24 protein-coding genes are annotated in these 22,557 nt (G+C 35.5%); 13 read left to right on the plus strand and 11 right to left on the minus strand.

All coding sequences use genetic code 11. The annotated features are described in order from the left end of the window. Positions 1 to 299: 299 nt before the first annotated feature. From L1S34_RS01045 to L1S34_RS01055, 3 genes are all read right to left on the minus strand, one after another. Positions 300 to 1,436, minus strand: coding sequence for an ATP-binding protein (locus L1S34_RS01045; RefSeq protein ID WP_236362230.1), 1,137 nt, complete (start codon positions 1,434 to 1,436; stop codon positions 300 to 302). Between the two features lie 159 nt (positions 1,437 to 1,595). Continuing rightward, complete coding sequence (locus tag L1S34_RS01050) at positions 1,596 to 2,348, minus strand: SDR family NAD(P)-dependent oxidoreductase (protein WP_236362232.1); 753 nt, start codon at positions 2,346 to 2,348, stop codon at positions 1,596 to 1,598. Between the two features lie 39 nt (positions 2,349 to 2,387). Further along, positions 2,388 to 3,260 (minus strand): aldo/keto reductase, encoded by an 873-nt coding sequence (locus L1S34_RS01055; RefSeq protein ID WP_236362234.1) that lies wholly within the window; start codon positions 3,258 to 3,260, stop codon positions 2,388 to 2,390. 212 nt (positions 3,261 to 3,472) lie between these two features. Here L1S34_RS01055 and L1S34_RS01060 point away from each other — a divergent pair, with 212 nt between their 5' ends. From L1S34_RS01060 to L1S34_RS01100, 9 genes are all read left to right on the plus strand, one after another. After that, positions 3,473 to 4,477, plus strand: coding sequence for an AAA family ATPase (locus tag L1S34_RS01060; protein WP_210788167.1), 1,005 nt, complete (start codon positions 3,473 to 3,475; stop codon positions 4,475 to 4,477). 84 nt (positions 4,478 to 4,561) lie between these two features. After that, positions 4,562 to 5,425: a DUF58 domain-containing protein gene (locus tag L1S34_RS01065; RefSeq protein WP_236362237.1), complete on the plus strand. Its 864-nt coding sequence runs from the start codon at positions 4,562 to 4,564 to the stop codon at positions 5,423 to 5,425. A 71-nt stretch (positions 5,426 to 5,496) separates the two neighbouring features. Then, on the plus strand, positions 5,497 to 7,128 hold the full coding sequence (locus L1S34_RS01070; protein ID WP_236362239.1) for a DUF4381 domain-containing protein: 1,632 nt from the start codon (positions 5,497 to 5,499) through the stop codon (positions 7,126 to 7,128). Beyond that, on the plus strand, positions 7,128 to 8,129 hold the full coding sequence (locus L1S34_RS01075) for a vWA domain-containing protein (RefSeq protein ID WP_166132741.1): 1,002 nt from the start codon (positions 7,128 to 7,130) through the stop codon (positions 8,127 to 8,129). The genes L1S34_RS01070 and L1S34_RS01075 overlap by 1 nt, the downstream gene beginning before the upstream one ends. A 48-nt stretch (positions 8,130 to 8,177) precedes the next feature. Continuing rightward, positions 8,178 to 9,218: a VWA domain-containing protein gene (locus tag L1S34_RS01080; protein ID WP_236362241.1), complete on the plus strand. Its 1,041-nt coding sequence runs from the start codon at positions 8,178 to 8,180 to the stop codon at positions 9,216 to 9,218. Positions 9,219 to 9,248: 30 nt separating this feature from the next. Next, positions 9,249 to 10,007: a tetratricopeptide repeat protein gene (locus tag L1S34_RS01085; RefSeq protein ID WP_236362242.1), complete on the plus strand. Its 759-nt coding sequence runs from the start codon at positions 9,249 to 9,251 to the stop codon at positions 10,005 to 10,007. A 20-nt stretch (positions 10,008 to 10,027) separates the two neighbouring features. After that, the gene (locus L1S34_RS01090) at positions 10,028 to 11,776 is read left to right on the plus strand and encodes a BatD family protein (RefSeq protein ID WP_236362244.1); all 1,749 of its coding nucleotides are present in this window, start codon (positions 10,028 to 10,030) and stop codon (positions 11,774 to 11,776) included. Between the two features lie 51 nt (positions 11,777 to 11,827). Next, positions 11,828 to 12,208, plus strand: a complete 381-nt coding sequence (locus tag L1S34_RS01095) for a GxxExxY protein (RefSeq protein ID WP_236362246.1) — start codon at positions 11,828 to 11,830, stop codon at positions 12,206 to 12,208. Between the two features lie 45 nt (positions 12,209 to 12,253). Further along, a complete protein-coding gene (locus tag L1S34_RS01100) occupies positions 12,254 to 13,000 on the plus strand; it encodes a tetratricopeptide repeat protein (protein ID WP_236362248.1) in 747 nt (248 codons plus the stop codon). On the opposite strand, the gene L1S34_RS01105 is transcribed toward L1S34_RS01100, so the two are convergent. Then, the gene (locus L1S34_RS01105) at positions 12,997 to 13,596 is read right to left on the minus strand and encodes a CvpA family protein (protein WP_370637557.1); all 600 of its coding nucleotides are present in this window, start codon (positions 13,594 to 13,596) and stop codon (positions 12,997 to 12,999) included. The two genes, L1S34_RS01100 and L1S34_RS01105, sit on opposite strands and share 4 nt — an antisense overlap. Positions 13,597 to 13,672: 76 nt before the next feature. On the opposite strand from L1S34_RS01105, the gene L1S34_RS01110 reads away from it, so the two are divergent. The 3 genes from L1S34_RS01110 (at position 13,673) to L1S34_RS01120 (ending at position 15,635) form a co-directional block, all read left to right on the plus strand. Beyond that, the gene (locus L1S34_RS01110; RefSeq protein WP_210788159.1) at positions 13,673 to 14,029 is read left to right on the plus strand and encodes a hypothetical protein; all 357 of its coding nucleotides are present in this window, start codon (positions 13,673 to 13,675) and stop codon (positions 14,027 to 14,029) included. Between the two features lie 101 nt (positions 14,030 to 14,130). Beyond that, positions 14,131 to 15,150 (plus strand): phenylalanine--tRNA ligase subunit alpha, encoded by a 1,020-nt coding sequence (pheS, locus tag L1S34_RS01115; protein WP_236362249.1) that lies wholly within the window; start codon positions 14,131 to 14,133, stop codon positions 15,148 to 15,150. A 77-nt stretch (positions 15,151 to 15,227) separates the two neighbouring features. Continuing rightward, positions 15,228 to 15,635: a hypothetical protein gene (locus tag L1S34_RS01120; protein ID WP_236362251.1), complete on the plus strand. Its 408-nt coding sequence runs from the start codon at positions 15,228 to 15,230 to the stop codon at positions 15,633 to 15,635. Between the two features lie 202 nt (positions 15,636 to 15,837). Here L1S34_RS01120 and L1S34_RS01125 read toward each other — a convergent pair whose 3' ends face one another. From L1S34_RS01125 to L1S34_RS01140, 4 genes are all read right to left on the minus strand, one after another. Continuing rightward, a complete protein-coding gene (locus tag L1S34_RS01125; RefSeq protein WP_236362272.1) occupies positions 15,838 to 16,050 on the minus strand; it encodes a hypothetical protein in 213 nt (70 codons plus the stop codon). 34 nt (positions 16,051 to 16,084) lie between these two features. Continuing rightward, positions 16,085 to 17,080 carry an NAD(P)H-dependent glycerol-3-phosphate dehydrogenase gene (locus tag L1S34_RS01130; RefSeq protein ID WP_166132751.1) on the minus strand — a complete coding sequence of 332 codons (996 nt, stop codon included), beginning with the start codon at positions 17,078 to 17,080 and terminating at the stop codon, positions 16,085 to 16,087. A gap of 289 nt (positions 17,081 to 17,369) precedes the next feature. Further along, positions 17,370 to 18,533 carry an iron-containing alcohol dehydrogenase gene (locus tag L1S34_RS01135; RefSeq protein ID WP_236362274.1) on the minus strand — a complete coding sequence of 388 codons (1,164 nt, stop codon included), beginning with the start codon at positions 18,531 to 18,533 and terminating at the stop codon, positions 17,370 to 17,372. Positions 18,534 to 18,626: 93 nt separating this feature from the next. Continuing rightward, positions 18,627 to 19,397 (minus strand): type 1 glutamine amidotransferase domain-containing protein, encoded by a 771-nt coding sequence (locus L1S34_RS01140; RefSeq protein ID WP_236362276.1) that lies wholly within the window; start codon positions 19,395 to 19,397, stop codon positions 18,627 to 18,629. Between L1S34_RS01140 and L1S34_RS01145 the strand changes: the two genes are divergently transcribed. Then, positions 19,373 to 20,380, plus strand: coding sequence for a LysR family transcriptional regulator (locus L1S34_RS01145; protein WP_370637558.1), 1,008 nt, complete (start codon positions 19,373 to 19,375; stop codon positions 20,378 to 20,380). The genes L1S34_RS01140 and L1S34_RS01145 overlap by 25 nt on opposite strands. Position 20,381: 1 nt before the next feature. Here the strand turns inward: L1S34_RS01145 and L1S34_RS01150 are convergent, their stop codons facing one another. The 3 genes from L1S34_RS01150 to gmk form a co-directional block, all read right to left on the minus strand. Beyond that, positions 20,382 to 21,074 (minus strand): hypothetical protein, encoded by a 693-nt coding sequence (locus L1S34_RS01150; protein ID WP_236362278.1) that lies wholly within the window; start codon positions 21,072 to 21,074, stop codon positions 20,382 to 20,384. Continuing rightward, positions 21,071 to 21,652, minus strand: coding sequence for a nicotinate (nicotinamide) nucleotide adenylyltransferase (nadD, locus tag L1S34_RS01155; protein ID WP_236362280.1), 582 nt, complete (start codon positions 21,650 to 21,652; stop codon positions 21,071 to 21,073). Before nadD ends, L1S34_RS01150 begins: the two co-directional genes overlap by 4 nt. A gap of 281 nt (positions 21,653 to 21,933) precedes the next feature. Continuing rightward, on the minus strand, positions 21,934 to 22,506 hold the full coding sequence (gmk, locus tag L1S34_RS01160; protein WP_086453268.1) for a guanylate kinase: 573 nt from the start codon (positions 22,504 to 22,506) through the stop codon (positions 21,934 to 21,936). Positions 22,507 to 22,557 lie beyond the last annotated feature (51 nt).

Here is a 22,557-nt window from a genome sequence, read left to right on the forward strand (position 1 = left end):
ATTCCCTGATGAGTACACTGGTTAAAATAACGTTACTTCTTGTAAAGATGATGTGTCAATTGATTACAGATATTATAAATTATTTTTAATTTTTTCTGAATTTTTTACATCAATTCTTTTGTGTTAATTGCTATAAACTTTTAAGATGCTGCTTTAGAGTATTAAAAAGTAAAAATAAAGCAATTGGCACCTTCTTAATTTTGGCTTTATACAAGCAAAAATTTTTTTCCCCATCTAGATTTTTATTTAATGCAATTGAAGAAGACTTTCAATTATTTAGGTATACTTTCATGTAATAGTTAAGTGTCGTATTTCATTTTTCGTAAAACCCTCAGAGCTTCTTTAAACGAAATATATACAGGAATAAATGGTTTCAGAATTGTTTTTGCATCAATCAAATTTTGTTTGGCTTTTTCAAATCCGTTCAAATAACAAATCATAAACGTATATGGCAAATGCAATAAATCTTTTTGCTCTTGCGATGTCAAAGGCTGATTGGAGTTCATCTTTTTGAGTAATGCCAAGTTAGAATTGTAAGTGTGAAAGAGAATTTTTTTATCAAATTCAGGTGGCTGGAAAAGAAACTCTGTTTCGATTTTATAATAACCGTTATCAAAAAAATGTAATGTTTGTTTTTCTAGCGGATAGTATTGCATTTGATCATTTAATCCTAGAGGTACATACTCAATAATGGTGAAACTGTCATCGTCAAAGAAAATTTCTACAACATCTTGAGAAGAGTAAAACAATTTAATTTGTTCGTTTACGAGCTCAATATCTACTCGTGATAAATAGGTTTTGTTTTTAGATTTTTTAGTAATTCCCGCCCAACATATCACAAACAACTCTTTAAAAACTTTGTACTTGGGGGCAATGTCTTTATGTTTGAAATTCATAAATTCAATTACGCCATCTAATGTGTGCGCAATGCTGTTTCGGGAATTGTTTTCGATGCCAATTACGGTCTCAACATTGGTAAAATTGAATTCTATTTTGCCTTCAAGCGGAGTGGTATTGCTACCAACACGGATAAAAATACTGTTTATAGGAATGGTATGAATGCCTTTTTTAAAACTAGAGACTTTATTTTTGGGTTTTATAGTTACCAATCCTACAACTTTATCCTTTGGTAAATTAGGAAAAGGAACATTCTCGTATTGAATTTTGGGAGGGTTTTCTAGATAGGCGTTTACAAGATTTTGAATTCGGCTATCGTCAAAAAAATCATCGCCTACAATTGTGTTATCTTGATCCTCGACACCGACGACTATGTAAGAATTGTTGGTAGGATTGGAGTTAGATAAAGCGCAAATGTGTTTCAGGAACTTGGCTTTTCCCTCGCGAGTATGAAGGTTCAACTGTCGCTTTTTATCATAAAAACTACATTCGTCATTGTGTGCGAGTAAATTTTTAATCAAAAGGCGCTTGTTGATCATTGTTCTTGATTAATGTTTATTTCCAATATCTTAAATCGTCATTGAAGAATTAATTATGTTTAGGTTCTTTGTAAAATAAATTACCGCAGATTCACGGACTTAAAATTAATTAAAAATCTGCGAAGCTGCGGTTAATTTTTTAATCATTACAATTTTTTACTATTCTCTCTTTAAAATAGTTGCTGCTGCTTGAGCGGTAGGTAGCACCAGTAAATCACCGATATTAACGTGGTATGGTCTTGTTACTACAAAATGAATGATATCTGCAATATCTTCGGCACGTAGCGGCTCAAATCCGTTATAAACACTAGCTGCTCTACTAGTATCGCCCTTAAAGCGCACTTTACTAAATTCGGTTTCAACTGCACCAGGATGTATCGCTCCAACTCGAATTCCGAACGGATTCAAATCAATTCGCATAGCTTGGTTCAAAGCATCTACCGCGTGTTTTGAGGCGCAATAGACATTTCCGTTTGGATAAACTTCTTTGCCTGCAATTGAACCAATATTGATGATATGACCTGATTTTTTGGCAATCATACTCGGAATTACCGCTTTAGAAACGTATAAAAGTCCTTTTACATTAATGTCAATCATGGCGTCCCAATCGTCAAGGCTTCCTGTTTGAATCGGGTCCAGTCCGTGGGCATTTCCAGCATTGTTAATCAAAACATCGATGGTTGAAAAAGCAGCTGGCAAGGAGCTAATTTGATTTGAAACTGCTTCTTTATCGCGTACATCAAAACACAATGTGTGTACTTGAGTGATGTTGCTTAACTCCTGAGCAAGTTCTTCAAGGCGGTCTTCTCGACGGCCGCACAAGATCACATTAAAATTGTTTTTGGCTAAAAGTTGGGCTGTTGCCTTACCTATGCCGCTGGTAGCACCAGTTATTAATGCGGTTTTATTCATTTGTATTTTTTTAAAAATTAAAAAGGCGCTTGATCTAAATTAAGGAACTTTGTTCCCCATGCTTTCAGTCCAGATAGCAAACCAATCTTCATGATCCAATTGTAAAGCAGCAGCTTTCATCAGTGATTGAATTCGAGCAACATTTACTGTACCTGCAATTGGAATTATTTTAGAAGGATGCTGTAAAATCCATGCAAGCAATAATGTGTCTGAACCTAATTCGTATTTAGCAACCAAAGTAGCCAATAATTTTTTCAAACGTCGGGTTTGCGCATTGTCTTCTCTAAACACAGATCCTAACGGATTCCAAGACATTGGTCGAATGTTGTGCAGTTGCATATAATCCAAACTACCATCTAGCATAGGCTCGTGGTGCGTGGCTGAAAACTGAATTTGATTGCAGGAAACAGGTGTTTTTTGTCTAATCAATTCAGTTTGTGAATTCGTAAAATTGGAAAGTCCAAAATCAACGATTTTACCTTGATTTTGCAATTGAGTTACCGCCTCAGCAATTTCATCAGCCTGCATTAATGGGCTTGGTCGGTGCAATAACAACACATCTAAATAATCAGTGTGTAGGTTTTGTAAAGAGGCCTCGACAGATTGAATAATATAATCCTTGGAGTACTGATAATGCTTGATGGCGTTGTTTCTGTTACTAGTAACCATCTGGATGCCACATTTTGAAATCAGCTGTATTTTTTCGCGCGCTATTTTGCTTGCTGCAAATGCTTTTCCAAAAGTGGCTTCCGTGGTATAATCACCATAAATATCTGCATGGTCAAACGAAGAAATTTTATTCTCCAAACACACATTAATCATGTTCTCCATTTCTTTGGAAGTGAGATTTTTATCCCAAATTCCCCAATTCATTACACCAGCAATTATGGGGGATAAATTTGTTTTCATCATGTTTTTTATTTTTTGTAAAAAACGGCTTTTTTACGTTTTCGAACTTTATTATTCAAAGTTCTTAAAATTATAAAAATTGTATCACAATTAGTACTTAAAATTACCTATTTTACTTAAGTTTTAACCATTTTTTAACATCTTACTTCTAAAAAAAAATTCAATTTGCAGCTTCAAACCAAAGGCATTTAATTCAAGTTTTTAAACATAAAATAATGGAAGAAAATACGGCGACTTTAGACATTAGAGCGATCAATGAAAAAATAGAGAGAGAGAGTGCGTTTATTGACCTTCTCGTAATGGAAATGAATAAGGTTATTGTGGGTCAAAAGCACATGGTAGAGCGCTTGTTAATTGGACTTTTGGGTCAAGGCCATATTTTGTTAGAAGGAGTGCCAGGATTGGCAAAAACTTTGGCTATCAATACTTTGTCACAAGCAGTTCAAGGTTCGTTTAGCAGGATTCAGTTTACTCCAGATTTATTGCCTGCCGATGTGGTAGGAACCATGATTTACAACATAAAGTCAAACGAATTCTCCATAAAAAAAGGGCCTATTTTTGCTAATTTCGTTCTAGCAGATGAGATCAACCGTGCGCCTGCTAAGGTACAATCGGCGCTTTTAGAGGCTATGCAAGAAAAACAAGTTACTATTGGGGACACTACTTTTAAATTAGACCGCCCATTTTTAGTTTTGGCTACTCAAAATCCGGTAGAGCAAGAAGGAACATACCAATTACCAGAAGCGCAAGTAGATCGTTTTATGCTAAAAACGGTTATTGATTATCCTAAAATGGAAGACGAGCGCATGGTAATTCGTCAAAACTTGAAAGGTAGTTTCGAAAAAGTAAATGCAGTTGTCTCTGTAGAGCAAATTTTACGTGCGCAAGAAGCTGTTCGTGAAGTATACATGGATGAAAAAATAGAGAAATACATTCTCGATATCATATTTGCTACCCGTTATCCTGAAAAATACAAATTAGCTGATTTGAAACCTTTAATCAGTTTTGGAGCATCACCTCGTGGTAGTATCAACTTGGCTAATGCGGCTAAATGTTATGCTTTTATCAAGCGCCGTGGCTATGTAATTCCTGAAGATGTACGTGCGGTAGTTCACGATGTATTACGCCACAGAATTGGAGTTACTTACGAGGCAGAGGCTGAAAACATTACATCTGTTGACATTATCAACAAAATCGTAAACGAAGTAGAAGTACCTTAAAAATTAGTTTTCAGTTTTCTGTAACGGTGTACAAGATCACGTCTTGTCACTGCAACTGAAAACTGCGACTGAAAACTAAAAAAAATGGATACAAAAGAGCTTTTAAAAAAGGTACGTAAAATAGAAATTAAGACCCGAAGGTTGAGTGATCACATCTTTTCGGGTGAATACCATACATCTTTTAAAGGACGTGGAATGACCTTTAGCGAAGTGCGTCAATACCAATACGGTGACGATATTCGTGCTATTGATTGGAATGTTACTGCACGCTACAACGAGGCACACGTAAAGGTTTTTGAAGAGGAGCGCGAACTCACCATGATGTTAATGGTTGATATTTCGGGTTCTGAAAGTTTTGGTTCTAAAAATCAGTTTAAAAAAGATATCGTTACCGAAATTGCTGCTACAATGGCTTTTTCGGCTACTCAAAACAACGATAAAATAGGATTGATTTTATTTTCAGATGCAATCGAATTGTACATTCCGCCCAAAAAAGGACGCTCTCATGTATTGAGAATTATTCGAGAACTTTTAGAATTTGAACCTAAAAGTAAAAAAACCGATATTGCTCAAGCTTTAAAATTTTTATCTGGAACTCAAAAGAAAAAAGCTATTGTGTTTGTAATTTCTGATTTTATGGCGCACAGCTATGAGCAAACCTTGAAAATTGCAGCAAAAAAGCACGATATAACCGGAATTCGAGTTTACGACAGTCGAGAGGAAAAAATGCCAGATTTAGGTATGGTCCCGATGCTAGATGCTGAAACAGGTGCCATTGAGTTGATTAATACGGGATCAAAACAGTTGCGCTTTCAATATGAAAAGCAATACCATGAAAAGGTTGATTATTTTAAAGAAACTTTCAGTAAATCAGGATCTGGAGTAGTACACACAAGGGTTGATGAAAGTTACGTAACTAAATTATTAAGCTATTTCAAGTCAAGGTAACCAACTTTTTCAAAGCAAATCAAAAATCGTTAGTCCTCCATCAAAAATCGAGAAAGGTTCAATACTAAAACATGAAAAAACAATTCTACATATTATTAATACTGATATCTACCACCGTTTTTGCACAACAAAAACAAGTAGTCACCAGCCTTGATACTATTAAAAATAAAATAGGAGCCGAGTTCAAGTTGTCTATCAAAACGACGGTTGATACTTCGGCTAAAGTAGTGTTTCCAAAGTTTAGAAACATTGGCGCGCTTGAGGTGATTCAATCGTATCCCATCGACACAATTCGAATGGATAGCAAATATGAGTTAATCAAAAAATACGGCTTAACGCAGTTTGATTCTGGTAGGTATGTTATTCCTCGCGTGAAAATCTTCATTAACAGCAAACCGTTTTTTACTGATTCGCTTCTTGTTGAGGTAGCCAATGTGCAAGTAGACACTTTAAAGCAAAAAATGTTTGACATCAAAGACATAGCTCCTGCAGAGGATGCTGTTGGCGATTGGTGGAAATATCTTTTGGGCTTTTTGCTTTTAGCAGGAATTGGAGCGGGAGTGTATTGGTTTGTAAAACGAAGACAACGCAATAAAATTGCCGAAGAGGTTTACAAAACGCCAATCGAAAAAGCAACCAACTTGCTTGATACGCTGGAGAAAAAAGAGTTATGGCAAAAAGGAGAAGTAAAGGCTTATTACAGTGAGCTTACTGATATCGCCCGTAATTATATTGAAGAGGCGATTGAAATTCCGGCCATGGAAAGCACTACATCAGAGTTGATTCAAGGTTTAAAAGCAGCATCTCTTAAAAAGAAAATGAAGCTTTCAAAAGACATTATTGAAAATTTAGAGCGTGTTCTAAAACAAGCCGATTTGGTGAAATTTGCTAAGGTAAAACCGCTTGATTTTGAAATTACAGAAGACCGTAACAAGATTCAAAAAGTGATTTTAACATTGGATAAATCCATTCCAGTTGAGGTTCCTGACCAAGAAGAATTGCTACTGAATGAAGCGCAAAGACAAAAACAAATTGAATTACAATTGCGCAAAGAACGCAAAAAAAGAATCAGTTTGGCAGTGGCAGCTGTTGCCTTTGTTCTGTTAGCCACAACAGTTTATTTCTCTGTAACCAAAGGATTTGATTATGTGAAGGACACGATTCTCGGACACCCAACCAAAGAACTTTTAGAGGGCGAATGGGTGAAAAGTGAATACGGAAATCCGGGTGTGATTATTGAAACACCTAAGGTTTTAAAAAGAGTAGATTTGACCAAAAGCCTTCCTAAAAACGGAATGGCGCTGATCAAAGAGATGCAATCATTTGGCTACGGTAGCCTTATAGATCGTTTTTATATCTTGGTTTCTACCTTTAAATACAAAGCCGAAACGCAAATTGATTTGGCCAAATCTATGGATGGAGCTTTGCAATCGCTTGAGGCACAAGGCGCACAGAACATGATCGTAAAACAGGAGGAATTCGAAACTCCCGAAGGTGTTAAGGGTCTAAAAGCCTACGGTACTTTCTCGCAATTGGATAGCAATAATAAAAATACAGCCAAAATGTATTACGAGGCACTTATTTTTAGTCAAGATGGTGGTTTGCAACAATTACTCATTTTCCATGAAGAAGGAGATACTTACGGCAACACCATTGCAGAGCGTGTTTTGAATACTGTTGAATTAAAACAAGCGAGCAACTAATGGAGAAATTAACGTTTTTAAACCCAGAATTTTTTTGGTTGTTTCTTGTGATTCCAGTAGTTGTATTTTGGTTTTGGAAGAAAAAAAACCAACAATCGGCTACTCTAAAAATGAGTTCACTTGATGGTTTCAAAGGAACAAAATCCGTGATTACAAAACTAAAACCTGTTTTGAATGTGTTTCGTGTTTTGGCGCTTTGTTCTCTTATCATTGCCTTAGCAAGACCACGAACGGTTGATGTGAGTAACAAAACAAAAATAACCAAGGGTGTTGATATCGTTATGGCAATTGACGTATCAGGTAGTATGTTAGCCAAGGATCTAAAACCGAATCGTATGGAAGCGCTAAAGCGCGTTGCAGCCGATTTTGTGCAAGAGCGTCCGAATGACCGAATTGGTTTGGTGGTTTATGCATCTGAAGCGTACACTAAAACGCCTGTAACTAGCGATAAAGCAATTATTTTAGATGCGATCAACAGTATCAAATACGACAATGTGCTGCAAGACGGTACCGGAATTGGTATGGGTTTAGCTACCGCTGTGAACCGATTGAAAGACAGTCAAGCTAAAAGTAAAGTAATTATTCTGTTGACCGATGGAGTAAATAACTCTGGTTTTATTGAGCCTGAAACGGCATCAGATATTGCCAAACAATACGGCATAAAAGTATATACGATTGGTATTGGAACTAATGGAATGGCCATGTTTCCATACGCAGTTGCGCCAAATGGAGAGTTTTTGTTTCAAATGATGAAAGTAGAAATTGACGAGCAATTGATGAAAAATATTGCCAAAAAAACCGAAGGTCAGTATTTTAGAGCAACAAGCAATTCAAAATTAGCAGAAATTTATAACTCAATCAATAAGCTAGAAACTACTGAAATCGAGGAACTCAAGTTTTATGATTACGACGAAAAATTCAGACTCTTTGTCTGGATTGCTGGTTTTTTACTGTTAGCTGAATTTGGTTTACGAAATACAGTTTTCAAAAGCTTTGTATAATAAAAGTCGAATTCTTAGTTAAAGAGAACACCGACTAAAAGAAATAAAATGGAATTAGACGAAAAGAAATATTTATACCTATTAGTAATCCTGCCTTTGGTGGTGCTTGTTTTTATGGCCAATTTGTATTGGAAACGAAAAAAACAGCGCGAGTTTGGTGAACTTGAAATGGTTAAAAAACTAAGTCCCGATGCGTCGATTTTTAAGCCAGTTGCAAAATTGGTTTTGTTACTTGTAGCGCTTTTGGCATTGGTTTTTGCTTTGGTTAATCCAAAAATTGGAACCAAGATGGAAACCGTAAAACGAGAAGGTATTGATATTGTTTTTGCCATGGACGTGTCCAAAAGTATGTTAGCCGAAGACGTAGCTCCCAACCGTTTGGATAAAAGCAAACAATTGGTATCGCAAATCATCAAGCAATTAGGCAGTGACAGAATTGGTATTGTGGCATACGCAGGCAGTGCATTTCCGGTATTGCCTATCACTACAGATTATGGTGTGGCGCGTATGTTTTTGCAAAGTATGAATACAGGAATGGTCTCCTCACAAGGAACTTCGCTTGACGAGGCTATTAAATTATCGGCTACTTATTTTGACGAAAAAAGCAAAACTAGCAAACTGCTTATTTTAATTTCGGATGGAGAAGATCATTCTGAAGGTGCAGAAACTGCTGCAGAAGAAGCGAACAAACTCGGTTTAAAAATTATTACCATTGGAGTTGGTACCGAAAAAGGAGCTAATATTCCTTTGAAACGTAACGGTGTGGTTGAAGGTTATCAAAAAGACAATAACAATGAAATAGTAATTACCAAACTGAATAAAGCCAGTTTAGAATTGATTGCAAAAACAACAAAAGGCAGTTATGTAAGCGGTAATAATACTAAGGAAGTTGTAGAACACATCAAAAACACACTCAATAACATTCAAAAAACAGAGTTTGAGGCAACTGAAATGGCCGAATTCCAATCGCAATTTCAATGGTTTTTAGGTTTAGGTTTCTTGTTGTTGTTGATCGATGTATTTGTATTGGATAGAAAAACAAGTTGGGTTAATAAATTAGATTTGTTCAACGAAAAAGCATCATCGTAAGCGCACGACTGATTCTGTTAAAAATAAAAAATGAAAACAATTCAAAATAGATGTCTTTTATTGGTGCTCTTTGTGGGGTTAAGCTGCTTTGCGCAACAAAAAGATCGAATTTTACCAAAAGCAAACCAAGAATATACAGAAAGTAAGTTTGTAGATGCGGAAGCGATGTATCGTATTTCGGATTCTAAATTTCCAAACAAAGCGACTGCGCCTTTCAATCTTGGGAACTCCATTTACAAACAAAAACAATCTTCTGAGGCTAAATTTGCTTTTGCAAAAGCTTTAAAAAATTCCAAAACACGTCCTGAAAAGCACCGCGCGCTGCACAACTTGGGCAATGTTTTTATGAATGAGAAAGATTACACAAAGGCAGTTGAGGCCTACAAAAACGCTTTGCGCAATGATCCTACCGATGAGGAAACGCGTTATAATTATGCTTTGGCAAAAAAAATGTTGAAAGACAATCCGCCTAAAGACGACAAGAAAAAAGACGATAAAAAAGACAAAGACAAGAAAGACGACAAAAAGGACGATAAAAAAGACGGGGATCAAGATAAAAAGGATGACCCAAATAAAGATAAAAAAGACGACCAAGGCGACAAGGACAAGCAAAACAAAAAACCGAACCCGAACGAAAAGGGGGAACCAAAACCTGCTCCGGGAGGAATTTCAAAAGAGCGTTTAGAGAATTTATTAGACGCAGTAAATAAAGAAGAAAAGAAAATTCAAGATAAAGTAAACGCCAAAAAAGTAAAAGGTAAACCAGTTAAAACTGAAAAAGATTGGTAATGCAATTACAGAGTGTGAAGATGAAAAGATATATAGCGGCAATTGTTTTATTGGTATGCAGTACGCTCAGTGCACAAGTGCAGTTTGAGGCGCGTGTGAGTAAAACAACTTTGGGTTTGAACGAGCGTTTGCGAATTGACTTTATGATGAATGTAGATGGCGACAACTTCGTACAGCCTTCATTTGACGGTTTTCGTATTATTGCTGGTCCAAGTCAACAAGTAAGCCAATCTTGGGTTAATGGCCGCAGTTCATTTGAAAAAGCATATTCTTATTTTTTGTCACCCAATCAAAAAGGTACGTTTGTAATAAAGCCTGCAGCTATTGAGTACAATGGTCAAATTTATAAAACCGCTCCCATAAAAATCACAGTTACTGCCGCAACGCAGCAGCCTCGCGATCCTAGCGATCCTCAGATTAACGTAGATGAAAATTTGTATTTGGTTGCTGATGTCTCGAAAACCAATCCGTATGTTAACGAGCCAATTACGGTGGTTTACAAGTTGTACTTCAGTTTTAATATTGGAATGTCAAATTTAGGTGAAGCTAGCAAACCAAAATACAATGATTTTTGGAGTCAAAACATCGAAATCAAGCAGTTAGTAGCCGAAGAAGGAATTTTTAAAGGACAAAACTTTAGGTATATTGTGCTTAAAAAAGTAGTGCTGTATCCGCAAAAGTCAGGAAAACTAAAAATAGAACCCCTATCACTTTCTGTTGATGTGCAATTACCAACCAATCGTAGGGATATGTTTGGGCGTATGGTAGTAGCTGACGCAACCAAAACGGTATCGGCTGGAGCCAAAACCATCAATGTAAAACAATTGCCTGAGGCTGGAAAGCCAGATGATTTTACTGGTGCTGTGGGTAATTTTGATTTTAAAGTTACGCCTTCAAAAACCACATTGAAGCACGGAGAAAGTTTAGATTTGGTCGTAAGCGTTAGCGGAAAAGGAAACTTAAAACTCTTTAGTTTGCCTAAACCGGTTGTGCCAAACGCACTCGAAATGTATGATCCTGTTCATAGTGAGTCCATCAATACGCCACTTTCTGGTATGGCTGGAAAATCAACGGATAGTTACACCATTATTCCGCAATACAAAGGCAATTATCCCGTAAAACCAATGCAGTTCTCTTATTTTGATTTGAACTCTGGAACTTATAAAACCATTAAAACGCCTGAGGTGATGATCAATGTGATTGATGGCCCATCACCAGTTGATTCTACTGCTGTTGCTGGCAATAAAAACAAAGCGGTCGTTGTAAAAGAATTCAAAAATATCCAAACCAAAACGAAGTTAGTACCGGTAAGTTCAGATAGATTTTTTGGTTCAAACCGCTTTTTAGGTCTGTTGCTGTTGCCATTTTTGTTAATTCCGATTGTGATTTTGGTGCAAAACAAACGCGAAGCACTTGCCGGCGATGTTACTGGAAACAGAATCCGCATGAACAACAAATTGGCTAAAAAATATTTATCGGAAGCGAAGAAACAAATCAAAAACAAAGAATTGTTCTACGTGGCTTTGGAAAAAGCGATGCATAATTTCTTAAAAGCGAAATTGCGTATTGAAACCTCTGAAATGAGTAAAGAAAATATTCAAGAGTTGTTATTGTCTAAAAATGCAAATCCAGCGGTAGTAACTGATTTTATTACGCTTACTGAAAATTGCGAAATAGCGCGATATGCGCCGTCATCAAGTGTCACGATTCAACAAGATTTTGATAAAGCGGTCGCAATTATTTCTGATTTAGAGAAACAAATTAGCTAACCACTAAGGGCACAAAGAAGTCGCAGAGCACATAAGTTTTTACAAAATAAAATGACTGAAGACGAAATATCAAAAATTGTATTTGAAAGTGCTTTAAAAGTGCACAAAGTTTTAGGTCCTGGGCTGTTGGAAAGTGCTTATGAAGAATGCTTATTTTACGAACTTAAAAAAAGTAATCTAAAAGTAGAAAAACAGAAAGCCCTTCCTTTAATTTATGAAGAGGTAAAGCTAGATGTAGGTTATAGGATTGATTTAATGATTGAAGATAAGTTTATAATTGAGGTAAAATCAGTTGAAACTTTGACCGATGTTCACTTAGCACAAGTGCTTACCTATTTGAGATTATCAGATTGTAGATTAGGATTACTAATTAATTTTAATGTTAAATTGCTAAAAGAAGGCGTAAGACGAGTTATAAATGGATCACTTTGATAGTGTTCTTTGAGAATTCTTTGTGACCTTCGTGTTTAAAATGTTATGAAAAACATATTATACCTACTTTTATTTTCAACTCAACTTTTCTTTGCCCAAAGTGGCTTCGAGAACGGCAACGCTTTGTATGCAAAAGGAAAGTACACCGAAGCCGTTGCAGCTTACGAAAGTGTATTGAGCCAAAAACAACATTCGTCCGAGTTGTATTTTAACCTAGCCAATGCACACTATAAATTGAACGCGGTGGCACCGGCTATTTACAATTACGAAAAGGCATTGGTGCTAAATCCTGAAAATACAGCTGCTGCTAATAATTTAAAATTTGCACAAAAAAGAACGATTGACGAAATCAAAGTAGTTCCCAAAGTTGGGCTCGCAGCACTGTTACATAACATCACAGGTAAGTTGCATTATGATACTTGGGCTTGGTCTGCGGTAGGATTTTCGGGCTTAGTTTTTTTGGTGTTTTTAGGGTATTACTTTTCGAGAAATACTGTGCTGAAAAGAATTTTCTTTGGAAGTATCTTCGTGATGATTGCTGGAATATTGATTTGTGTAACCGCTGCCAATATTGAAAAAAATCATTTTGATAATGACAAACCAGCTATAGTTTTTGCAGAAAGAGCAGCAGTTACAAGTCAGCCTCGAAATGGAGACAAACCACTATTGGTTTTGCATGAAGGTGCTAAAGTTTACGTATTTGAAACCAAAGCACAATGGACCAAAATTGAACTTACTGATGGCACCGAAGGCTGGATTGAAAGTAGTGCAATTAAGGAAGTGAAGGATTAATTTTTGTCCTCTTGAACAGTTTTTGAATCATTATTTTTCATCCCATCATACCATTTTTCGATAGAAGGAAAAATAAATTTAGCCGTTTTTTGGATAGGATTGTAAAAAAGTGAATTGTCTAAAGTTTCTTTTTTAGCTAAAAAATTTTGGTAGTTTATTTTTTCAAATATTGAGAACACAACTCCCAAAATAAGAACGGTTTTTAAAATTCTAAAAAATCCGCCACCAAGCGTATTGGCCCAACCTAAAAAAGCCAAATCAGCAATTCCGGTTAAAATTTTCCCAAGCAAAGAAACAGCAACAACCACTGCAGCAAAAGTGAGCATAAAGGCTATGACTTGAACGGTATTTGGATTCCATTTGACAAAGCCAAGAAGTAGGTTTTTTACAGCTGTCGAAAATTGTATGGCTAAATATACACCAAGTAATAGCGATAATAAAGAAGCCAATTCTGCAAAAAGTCCGTTTTTTAAACCCTTGTAAGCCGCAAAAACCAACAAAACGCCTACTACAATATCAATAAATCCCATTTGATTGTTGTTAAAATTATGATCGCAAATATAAATGATTTGTTCTGTACCATTGTCAATTTTCAAGTTCTTATCTTTGCGTGATACAATTGTAAAGGTGATGACTTACTAGTTCATAACCTATAATTCATAATTCAAAAAAATGTCAAGAGACGCACAATTAAAAGAACGCTGGGAACAGCTTGTCAAGATACTGTCTGATCAATTTTCGCAAGGCGAAGATTTAGATTTAGATGCCATAATTTATTTGATTGGAGTACAAGAATTAGGAAAAGTACACCAAGAATTCAAAAAAGACGAGAAAGTAAACCTCATGCACATTGCTATTTGCAGGTTGCTAGAACCTTATGGTTTTTACGAATTTGATTTTTTTGATAAAGACGGCTGGCCACATTATACCGTAAAAGAAGAATTGCCACCGCTAAAGGCAGGAGAACAATCGGTTTTGATGAAAGAAGCCATTGTAAATTATTTTTTAGAACGCGAAGTAATTTCGTAGTTGACAGTCACAGTCATAGTTTTCAGAATGATTCTACTAGAAACTGCGACTGAAAACTGAAAACTTTTACCTAAATTTGCACTCTCAAGTACCGATGGAAAATGATAGATAAGATAAAAGAATATATTGGCGAAGCTCAAGCTTTTTCAACACAAAATGCAGGAGAATTAGAGGCATTCCGAATTAAATTTTTAGGAAGTAAAGGTCTTTTAAAAGATTTGTTTGCTGAGTTCAAAAATGTGCCAAACGATCAAAAAAAGGAGTTTGGGCAAATTATGAATTTGCTAAAAACCACTGCCGAAGAAAAGGTAAAATCTATTCAAGAAGCTTTAGAAAGTAATGAAGAAAGCAAAGGTTTTTACGGCGATTTAACTCGTGCTGCCGAGCCGCTTGTTATCGGTTCGCGTCACCCAATTTCATTGGTAAAAAACCAAATTATTGATATCTTTTCAACTATTGGTTTCAACGTTTCTGAAGGTCCAGAAATCGAAGACGATTGGCATAATTTTACCGCTTTGAACTTGCCAGAATACCATCCGGCGCGTGACATGCAAGACACGTTTTTCATTCAAACTAATCCTGATATTTTGTTGCGTACACATACCTCGTCGGTACAAGTACGTTACATGGAAAATAACAAACCGCCAATTCGTACCATTTCGCCAGGGCGCGTTTTCCGTAATGAGGCAGTTTCGTCACGTTCGCACTGTATTTTTCATCAAGTAGAAGGCTTGTACATTGATAAAGACGTTTCTTTTGCCGACTTAAAACAAACTTTGTTGTATTTCACTAAAGAGATGTTCGGGAAATCAAAAATCCGTTTGCGTCCATCTTATTTTCCGTTTACAGAACCAAGCGCCGAAATTGATATTTACTGGGGTTTAAAAACCGAAACAGATTACAGAATCACCAAAGGAACAGGCTGGCTAGAAATAGGCGGTTGTGGTATGGTAGATCCCAATGTATTAAAAAATTGCAACATTAATCCTGATGAACATACCGGATTTGCATTCGGAATGGGAATCGAGCGTATTGCGATGTTGTTGTATCAAATAGGCGATATTCGTATGTTTTACGAAAATGACGTTCGTTTCTTAGAGCAATTTAAAGCAAGTATATAAAAATGTGAATAGTTAGTGGTGAAAAGGAAATATTTTCTTTTACTACTAACCATTCACTTCTCACCACTCACTAAATAATGAAAAAAGACATCATCATCCCCGAAGTAGAAAACGTTTTTTTTGCAGCAGTGCAAGAATGGAGTGACGATTTTATGGAGAAAGTATGGTATGCTTATCTCGTAAACGATAGCGATTACCTAATAGAAAGTGTGATGGTTGTTTCTAAAGCTTTTGGTACCATTGATGGCGAAATGAAAAAAACATCATTATTGCGCCATGCCTTTATGGAAGTGCCTGCGGTTTCTGTAGTGAAAGTTGAAATGATCGAAAAAAGTGTTTTAGCGCTTAACAATGAATTCATGCTCACGTTTTTCATGGATGGAAAATTATACGATAAAAAATTTATTTTTAAAGCAAACTCCATTAATGAAACTGATGTAGAAGAAGTACCAATTTTATTTGTTGATGGTGTTATTGTTAGGTAGTTTCATTTTTGTCAGAAGTATTTAAGACTAAATAAAATATAGTAATACAAAAAAAAGCAGTCGAGAGACTGCTTTTTTTGTTTGAAATTCTTTGAGTATTATTGTTTAATATCTGAGATGAGCCATTAATTATTTGAAGTATAGATTCTTAATCAATCCAGCTTTAAGCTGGTATTTTCATCTTTCTTTTCTTATTCAAAAATTATAGGTTTTGTTTCTGTCGGGATTTCCAGGTGTAATAACCCAAAACAAATATCCCTACTAAAATATAAGCCAAGGCTTTAAAATAAAAAGCAGGAGCGGCAACTTGTGCTGCTAATGGAGTTTCTTTTAAGTCAAACAGTACATTGAAAACCGTCATAAATAAACCCCAAATACCACCCATTTTAATCTGATATTTCCATCTTTCGCTCATAGGTTTATTTTAAATTTTGAATACTGACGATTTTCTAGTCGAGTTTGTCGGTTAGTTTTTTAAATACTGCTTTTGCATCTTGACCTTCGTACAAAATACTGTGAACTGCATCAATTATTGGGGTTTTAGCACCATAGGCTTGATTGAGTTTGTAGGCGCTCTTGGCAGCATAATAACCTTCAGCTACCATACTCATCTCCATCATTGCTGATTTGACGGTGTAGCCTTTACCAATCATGTTACCAAACATTCTATTTCTAGAAAAAACAGAGTAACCAGTAACCAACAAATCTCCCAAATAAGCAGAATCATTAATATTGCGTTTCATGCGGTGCACTTTTCGGATGAATTTTTTCATCTCGCGAATTCCGTTACTCATTAAAACCGATTGAAAGTTATCACCATAACCCAATCCATGAGCAATTCCAGCAGCAATAGCATAGATGTTTTTTAACATCGCTGCATATTCTGTTCCTATAATGTCGTCGGTAATTTTTGTTTTAATGTAATTGCCTGAAAGATTTTTTGCAACCAATTTGGCTTTGTCTGGATCACCACAAGCAATGGTTAGGTAGGATAAGCGCTCCATAGCTACTTCTTCGGCATGGCAAGGACCAGTAATTACTCCAATGTTGTAATAAGGAATATCGTATTTTACATGAAAATGTTCTCCAACAATTAAACTTGTCTCGGGAACGATTCCTTTTATGGCTGAAAATATAATCTTATTTTCAAGTGAAACAGTGAGTTTTTCTAATTCGGCACCTACAAAAGCAGAAGGTATAGCAAAAATGATATAATCGGCGTAAGCCACTGCCTCATTAATATCGCTTGTTAACTTTAATTTTTTAACGTCAAACTCAACCGAACTCAAATAGTTAGGATTGTGCTTATAGGTTTTTAGATGTTCTATTGCAGCTTCATTACGCATGTACCAAGCTATTTCGTTAAGATTTACGCAAAGCATCTTAGCTATTGCCGTAGCCCAACTCCCACCACCAATTACTGCAAATTTTTTATTATCGGTCATTGTTTACTGAATTTAATCAAAAGTACTTAAAAAAGGAGTAATGAAGCAAATTTAATTAAAGTATACAATTCTTTGAAAAATATGGTTTTGTAGCTGTTTGTCTAAAAAAAACAAAAAACAGATATTTTTTTTCAATAGTAGTACAATATTATTGTTTCAGATTCGTTGTATCTAATTAATAAGCAGCGTTTTAACAAATGTACGTATTGAGTGAGTTAGTTATTTTACAATGTAAAAAGGCGTTCCCTTATTTGGAGAACGCCTTTTTTTATGTTTGAAACTAGTTTTTTTAGTAACTCAGCTCTACAATTGCTTTTACTTTTTCAAGTGTTACCAATTGTTTTTCGCCTAAGCCTAACCAGCCTCTTTCTTTGAAACGGTCTACTATGAAACTCGCTGTATTGTCAAACTCTTTTGTGTAGTCTGATAATTTAGTGTCCATTCCCATTGTGTGAAAAAAGGCTACTGTTTTGTTAATCGCTTCATTTGCAATCTCGTCATCTGTTCCGGTTAAATTGAAAATACGTTTTCCGTATTGTGCTAATTTTCCTTTTTTGGTTTCAAACATAACGCGATATAAATTCGGACCAACTACTGCTAACGTTCTAGCATGATCAATTCCGTACAAAGCCGTAAGTTCGTGACCAATCATGTGTGTAGCCCAATCAGATGGAACTCCTTTTTGAATCAAACCGTTCAAGGCCATGGTACAACTCCACATAAAGTTTGAAGCCAAGGCGTAATCGGATGGGTTTTCAACTACTTCAGGACCTACTTGAATTAAGGTTTGCAAAATACTTTCGGCAATACGATCTTGTAAAAAACCTTCGTGCGGATACGTTAAATATTGCTCTAAAACGTGAGTATAAGCATCTACGACACCATTTTGCAATTGTCTTTTTGGGAGCGATTGAATTACTGTGGGATCACAAATAGAAAATTTTGGAAACAAAGCCGAACCTCCAAAAGCCAATTTCTCTTGAGTAGCTTTGATAGTTACCACAGAGCCAGAATTCATCTCGCTCCCTGTTGCTGGCAAAGTAAGTACAGTTCCAAAAGGTATTACTTTAGACAGGTCCTTAATCAACAATCTTTTTTGCAGAATTTCCATTGGATTTCCTTCAAAATGTACGGCTGCCGAAATAAATTTTACTCCATCAATTACAGATCCTCCACCAACGGCAAGGATGAAATCAATGTTTTGTTCCTTAATTACGTCAACCGCTTTCATCAAAGTTTCAAAATGCGGATTAGGTTCGATTCCACCAAATTCAACAATTGTAAAATCTTTTAGATTGTTGATGACCTGCTCGTGAATACCATTTTTGAAAATACTTCCACCACCGTACGCCAAAAGAATTTTAGCTCCTTGAGGCACCAGCGTGGATAGTTTTTCTATTTGTCCTTTTCCAAAAACTAAATTGGTAGGATTGTATAATTCGAAGTTTAACATGATATTTTAATTTTTAAAGAGTTACTAAGACACTAAGATGCTGAGTTTTTATAGTTTAGTAACATGGCTTCTCAGTATCTTAGCGACTTTCTCTTATTTTTTTGAATTCAATTGAGCCAACAATTTTTCAGCAACTAATTTTGACGAAGATGGATTTTGACCTGTAATTAACAAACCATCTTCTACTGCGTATGGATTCCAATCTGCAACTTTTGAATAAATTGCTCCGTTAGCTTTTAAAGCATCTTCTAATAAAAATGGAACAACTTTAGTCAAACCAACTGCTTCTTCCTCGGTGTTTGAAAAACCAGTTACTTTTTTACCTTTCACTAAAAATTCTCCATTTACTTTTACGTTTTTCAACACTGCTGGTGAGTGACAAACAAAAGCTACTGGTTTGTTGTTGGTGTAAAAAGATTCAATCAGTGCACTAGAATTAGAATCAGTTGCTAAATCCCATAAAGGACCGTGTCCACCTGGATAAAAAACCGCATCGTAATCAGACTCTTTTACATCGCTTAATTTGTGCGTATTTTTTAGTTTTGCTAGCAATTCAGTGTCGGCATCAAAACGTTTTGTGTCTTCTGTAGCTGCAGATGGGTCTTCACTTTTTGGGTCAATTGGTGGTTGTCCACCCTTTGGAGTAGCAATATCAATTTGAACACCTTTGTCTAGTAATTCATAATATGGAGCAGCAAATTCTTCTGTCCAAAATCCTGTTTTTTCTCCTGTGTTTCCAAGTTCAGAATGACTGGTAACAACAAATAATACTTTTTTCATCTTAGTTTTTTTTGTTTTTTGTGCTGTTGCCGATAAGCAACCCACGGTTAATACTAGTAATGCAAATAATGCGATCTTTTTCATCTTGTAATTTCTTTGTACAAATTTACGGCGATTATGTTATCAGTAAAAATAATTTAAATTATGTTTGTGATAAATATATTTATATCATGGTCAATCTAGAATGGTACCGCACCTTTAAATCAGTGTACAAAAATGGAAATTTTTCGGCTGCTGCCAAAGAGTTGTTTATTAGTCAACCCGCTGTTAGTCAGCAAATATCTATGCTCGAAGCGCACGTGGGGTACAAGCTTTTCAATAGAAAGTCAAAAGGTGTAGAACCTACTGAATACGCTAAGTTACTCAATAATTTAATCATTGAAGCATTAGACCGATTGGAAAATGTAGAAAATGGTTTTCGCGCTAAAGCATTCAATGCCAATCGTTTAATTTCAATAGGAATTTCGAAACATTTAATGTCTAGTTTGGGTAGTGCCTTGGTATCAAAGTTCGAGTATATTGACTTTAGTTTCTACGATAATGACACGTTGTTTGAATTGGTTAACGAAAAAAAACTAGATTTTGCGGTCGTTACTAAACAATTTGACACCTTTGATACCATTCAGAAAAAAGTTGGTGAGATCAAGCAGGTAATTGTAGGATCGCCAGAAATTGATGCCACGCCATTAAAAACAAGTATAAAACTTAAAGATTTTGCGGCCATTGAACATTGGTTAAACGATCAAAAATGGTACAGCCACAATGCTCAAATTCCACATATCAAATTATTTTGGTTGCATGTCTTTAACAAAAAAAGACCGTCGATGGTTCCAAACTATATCATTCCGTCTGAATATGAAATGCTCGAAATTATTTCGAGAAATACAGGAATAGGAGTAGTTTGGGATATCAACGCAAAAAAGCTACTAGCCGAAAACAAAATCCAGATGTTGTGGAATAGCAAGCAAATGCCTAGCACATCAGTTTTTGTCTTATCAGGTAAAAATGATAATTTGAGTACTATTTTTGAGAATATTCAAATGGAGTTGAAAAAGGTTTTAAGTTAATTTAGGAACAATATTTTGCTCGCATTTCCATAGCTTCTTCATCTGAGGAATATCCCATAAGCAATAAACCTTCAGTACAATCTACTCTTTTTTCTTTGATGAGTTTTGCAACAAAATTTATAAATTCGGTACTTTCTCGATGGCCTTGAGGAATATGATTTAAGTATTGTCTCGAATATTTTATCTTTTCTTGGCAAATTAGAGTGGTGATTTGATCAAAGAAAAATCGCACTTCGTAAGGAGTATTGATTTCGAAGAAGAATTTTATTTTTTCATCGTTGTAAGTAAATGCGATGCTGTTTCCTATTCCGTTTGTATAGCATGGTCCGCTTCGGGATTCAGGAGTTGGTTTTCCATAGTAATCACCGGCGGAAACAGTGAAGTTTGTAATGTGTTGGTATTCAAATTGTCTGTCATCGACTTGCATGTAATCATCTTTAAATTGAAAATCTCCTTCAAAATAGCCATTGATGTTTTCATGTTCATTCAAACGTACAATAAAACTGGCAAGGTATCCAATAGCGAAAATAGCAAGTAGGTATATTATTGGTTTGTTGTAATTATCAAAAATATACGAGAGTATTCCTAAACTAAAAATAGCAGCGATAGAGTAATGATGTAATTTCTCGGATAAAGTCAAAGTAGAAGAACCTCTTATTTTTTTTGGGCGAAAAATTCGAAATGAGAGAATCACTTTTTATAAAAATTATTGTGATCAATATACTCCCAAACTTTTGCAGGCAACAGCGGTTGAATGTTTTTGCCTTTTTTGATATTGTCACGTATGAAAGTTGCTGAAATCTCTACAACCGGCGCATCAATCAAATGTATTTTTGGGTGATTTTTAAACCCGACATTTTCCTCTTCAGTTGAGATTCGAGGATATACATAAATGTCATGACGTTCCAGGATTACTTCGTAGTTTTTCCATTTGTGTAGCGACTTCAAATTGTCTTCACCCATAATTAAAGAGAATTCGTAGCTAGGATATTTTTCCTCTAAGTGGACAAGAGTATTTACCGTATAATTTGGTTGTGGTAGTTTAAATTCAATATCCGATGGCTTGATTTTCGGGAAATCCTCAGTAGCTAGAAAAACCATTTGCAAACGATGGTAATCATCAAGCAACGTACTTTTTTTCTTCAAAGGATTGTGTGGCGTAACTACCATCCAAACCTGATCTAAATCAGAATGCTCCGCCATGTGATTGGCAATGATAAGGTGCCCAACATGAATGGGATTAAACGTTCCGAAATAAAGTCCAATTTTCATTTTTATTTTGTTTCGCAAAGATTCGCAAAGAGTTTTAGAAGTTTCACGAAGGATTTTTAAACGCTTAATGAATCTCTTTTTTTCTTTGCGAATCTTTGTGTAATAATTTTAATATTCAACAAAATCCCTCACCAATTGATACGCTTCCTTAATGGCAATAGGTAATTTTTTTATATCTAATTGTTTCGCAAAGGTTCGCAAAAGGTTTTAAAAGTTTCGAGAAGGATTTTTAACGCTTTGTGTATCTCTTTTTTTTCTTTGCGAAACTTTGTGTAATAATTTTAATCCTCAACAAAATCCTTCACCAATTGATATGCTTCTTCAAGTGCAACAGGCAAATCGTAGTTCTTGATAATCACATCAAATTGTGGAGCTGTTGCAAGTTCTACAGATGCTTTAGCGATACGCATGTTGATTTTATCATCACTTTCAGTAGAGCGTTCCTTTAATCGTCTTTTAAGTTCATCCACGCTTGGTGGTTTCACGAAAACAGCCAAAGTTTCTTCGGGAAATTTATGCTTGATGCGCAATCCGCCGGCTACATCTATATCAAAAATCACATTTTTACCGAGTGCCCAGATACGTTCTACTTCGCTTTTTAAGGTTCCGTAAAAATTGTCTCTATAAACCTCTTCCCATTCTACGAAATCCTCGTTTTTAATGTGTGTTTTAAAATCTTTTAATGACATAAAATAGTAATCCTTGCCACTAACTTCTTCACCACGAGCTTCGCGCGTAGCTGCTGATATAGAAAACTCTAAATTCAAGTCTTCTTGTTTTAATAAATGCCTAACTATAGTAGTTTTTCCTGATCCTGACGGTGCCGAGAATACGATTAATTTTCCTTTTTTCATCTTTATAATGATTAGTCCAAAGTTCTAGGTCCTTAGTCCTTGTTGTTGAAT

The organism is Flavobacterium sp. K77, assembly GCF_021608205.1.
GTDB lineage: Bacteria > Bacteroidota > Bacteroidia > Flavobacteriales > Flavobacteriaceae > Flavobacterium > Flavobacterium turcicum.